This window comes from Vibrio sp. 10N.222.46.A1, assembly GCF_041473595.1.
Lineage (GTDB): Bacteria > Pseudomonadota > Gammaproteobacteria > Enterobacterales > Vibrionaceae > Vibrio > Vibrio tasmaniensis_A.
Window position 1 is genome coordinate 1 of the sequence record NZ_JBFRSN010000089.1, and the last position, 2,720, is coordinate 2,720.

The 2,720-nt window shown below is 43.9% G+C and carries 2 protein-coding genes and 1 pseudogene; all 3 read right to left on the reverse strand.

Going from position 1 to position 2,720, the window contains the following annotated elements; genetic code table 11:
• A pseudogene (locus tag AB4496_RS03235) lies at window positions 1–132 on the reverse strand (glycine betaine/L-proline ABC transporter ATP-binding protein); the annotation flags it as partial.
• A complete protein-coding gene (locus tag AB4496_RS03240) occupies window positions 125–1,024 on the reverse strand; it encodes a proline/glycine betaine ABC transporter permease (protein WP_009846761.1) in 900 nt (299 codons plus the stop codon). The gene AB4496_RS03240 and the pseudogene AB4496_RS03235, both read right to left, overlap by 8 nt.
• Before the next feature lie 147 nt (window positions 1,025–1,171).
• Window positions 1,172–2,164, reverse strand: coding sequence for an ABC transporter substrate-binding protein (locus tag AB4496_RS03245; RefSeq protein WP_009846760.1), 993 nt, complete (start codon window positions 2,162–2,164; stop codon window positions 1,172–1,174).
• Window positions 2,165–2,720: the final 556 nt, after the last annotated feature.

Here is a 2,720-nt window from a genome sequence, read left to right on the forward strand (position 1 = left end):
ACCAACGGTATGACCCGTGTCAGCAAGAATCTGGTCTTTGTGTTCGCCGTTCTGAACTCGGTTCATAACAGACATCGGTTTCGGTCCAAACACTTTGTATAGGCCACTAATCTCAATCAATGGTTTAGTCATGCTTGAGTCCTCCTAAATGCGCATTGGTTCTTCTTGCGTATGCCTGTGAAGCGCGGTCAAAAAGAATTGCGAGGGCAACAATGGCAAAACCGTTCATCAAGCCCAATGTGAAATATTGGTTGGTGATGGATTTAAGAACTGGTTGTCCTAGGCCTTTAACACCAATCATTGATGCGATAACAACCATAGACAGTGCCATCATGATGGTTTGGTTGATACCCGCCATGATCGTTGGCATTGCTAACGGTAGTTGAACACCCCATAAGCGTTGCTTTTTGCTCGCACCAAAAGCGGTAGCCGCTTCCAATACTTCTTTGTCGACTAAGCGTATGCCTAGGTTGGTTAAACGAATCACAGGTGGAATCGCGTAGATAACCACGGCGATTAGCCCTGGAATCTTACCGATGCCGAGTAGCATTACCACTGGGATCAAGTAAACGAATGCCGGCATGGTTTGCATGATATCAAGCATCGGCGTAACGATAGATTGCGCTCGATTCGAACGAGCCATCGCAATGCCAATCGGAATGCCTAAGAATATCGAAACCAAGGTACACACAGTGATGATACTAAGCGTCCGCATGGTGTCTTCCCACATACCAAAGTAACCAATAAGGAGCAGGGAAGCGACACAACCTAAAGCCAGTTTCCAAGAGCGACTCGCGGCGTAGACAAGGCTTGTACAAACAGCGAGGACTATAATCCAAGGGGTTGAGATAAGAAGTTTTTCAAACCAAACCAGGAATGAAAGAAGAGGGTCAAATAGAGATTCAATCATTTCACCGTATTCACGAGAGAATTCACGGTATGCGCCATCTAGCGTCTTTTTTATGGTTCGTAAATCAGCGCGTTCCATCTCTGGAAAGGTTGATAACCAATTGGTGTCAGCCATTTTATATCCTTATAGTTCGGAGCCACTTGTTCATGCGATGAGGTAATCGCCTATGAAAAGGGCTCCGAATCATGAATAACATCAAGTATAGCGACGTTATTTCTGTTCTATTGTTGAAGCGTAATTACTTGTTGTTAAACCAAGCTTTTACAGTTCGGCTTCAACTTTCTTAGCCACTTCTTCAGAAACCCATGGGTGCCATACTTCTGGGAATTCACTCAAGAAATGCAGACTTGCTTCTTCACCATCGGCTTGGTTGTCTTCCATCCAAGCAAGCAGCGAGTTCATTTTGTCGTTTGTGAAACCACGTTTAGTGAAGTAGTCATAAGCTTCAGGTGCACGTGACGCAAAACTCTCAGTGGTGATAGTGTGAACGGGTGAAGGCGGGTACATGGTCGCTTTAGGTGAATCACAGTCTTCTTTGGTGGTACAAGTTAAGAACTCTTGTTCATTAACACCACTACCAAAGTCAACTTTAACCATGTCGTATTTGCCTAGAACGGCAGTTGGCGCCCAGTAGTAACCAAACCAAGCTTCTTCGCGCTCATAAGCTTTTGCGATAGAGCCAGATAAGCCGGCACTCGAGCCTGGATCAACAATCGTGAAACCACTGTCTTCCAGCTCAAGAGCGTTAAACAAGTTTCCGGCACTGATCTGACAGTTCCAGCCTGCTGGGCAACTGTAAAATGCTGATGTATCTGGGTCTTCAGGGTGCTTAAATAAGCTAGCGTTTTTACGTACACCTTCGATGGTTGCCATCTCTGGGTATTGTTTAACTAAGTAAGCTGGAACCCAAAAGCCTTCTTCACCGCCATTCACAAGTGCTTTACCTGCATAGCGAAGACGTTTTTCTTGGACACCCTTGTCCAATGCGTCTTTTAAGCTGTTGCTCCAAAGTTCAGGTGCAACATCAGGCTGGCCTTTTTCAATCATGGATGTGCCTGTTGGCATAGTGTCGCCAGGGATAAGTTCGGCATCACACCCATAACCATGTTCTAGGATGAATTGGTCGATATTGGCGATCAGTGTTGCAGAGTTCCAGTTCATATCTGCGATTGTTACGCTGCCACATTCTCCAGCGTTAGCATTACCGCTGGCTGCTGCTACTAACAAAAATACGGAGCTTAACTTGTATTTCATATTGAGTTTCCTTTCTCTTTAATAATACAACTAAGGTAACCAAGGTAAATTGATTATCTAAATTGCTCGATGGTGATCCTTTCCGTGTATTTGAACCATTTGAGCAGAAGGAGGGATGGGTGAAGTGTGAATAGATAAACGTGCAAAGTCAGTGAAGTGTGATTTGCCAATTCATCCACTGTGTTTCAACAGCCATCGGATAACTTTGTCAAACTATTACAAATTCGTCAAAAACCACCTCTATTTATAATCTTAGGGAATAATCGTACGAATTCCATCTTTGATGCGATTTACATGGCACTTTAACCGTCTGTGTCACATTACCGATAAAGTTAGGCATGGGCGGTTGATTTTTGAAGGGTTTTAAAGGTGGTAAGACCATGTCTGAAGTGCGTGAAATGCGCTGAATGGTTTTTAAAATCGTAGTTTTAACAATAATTTCGTCAAAAATATCCAACTTGGTTTTAGAGTGTTTTGGCGTGAGTCCAATAGGCACTGTGGCTGTCAGGAATTAATGACAGCCATGCAGTTGCACAAGAAAGCTATAGTTGTACAA

Excerpts from the sequence above, each read along its gene's own strand:
- AB4496_RS03245 (WP_009846760.1), bottom strand. The coding sequence starts at position 2,164 with ATGAAATACAAGTTAAGCTCCGTATTTTTGTTAGTAGCAGCAGCCAGC.
- AB4496_RS03240 (WP_009846761.1), bottom strand. The coding sequence starts at position 1,024 with ATGGCTGACACCAATTGGTTATCAACCTTTCCAGAGATGGAACGCGCT.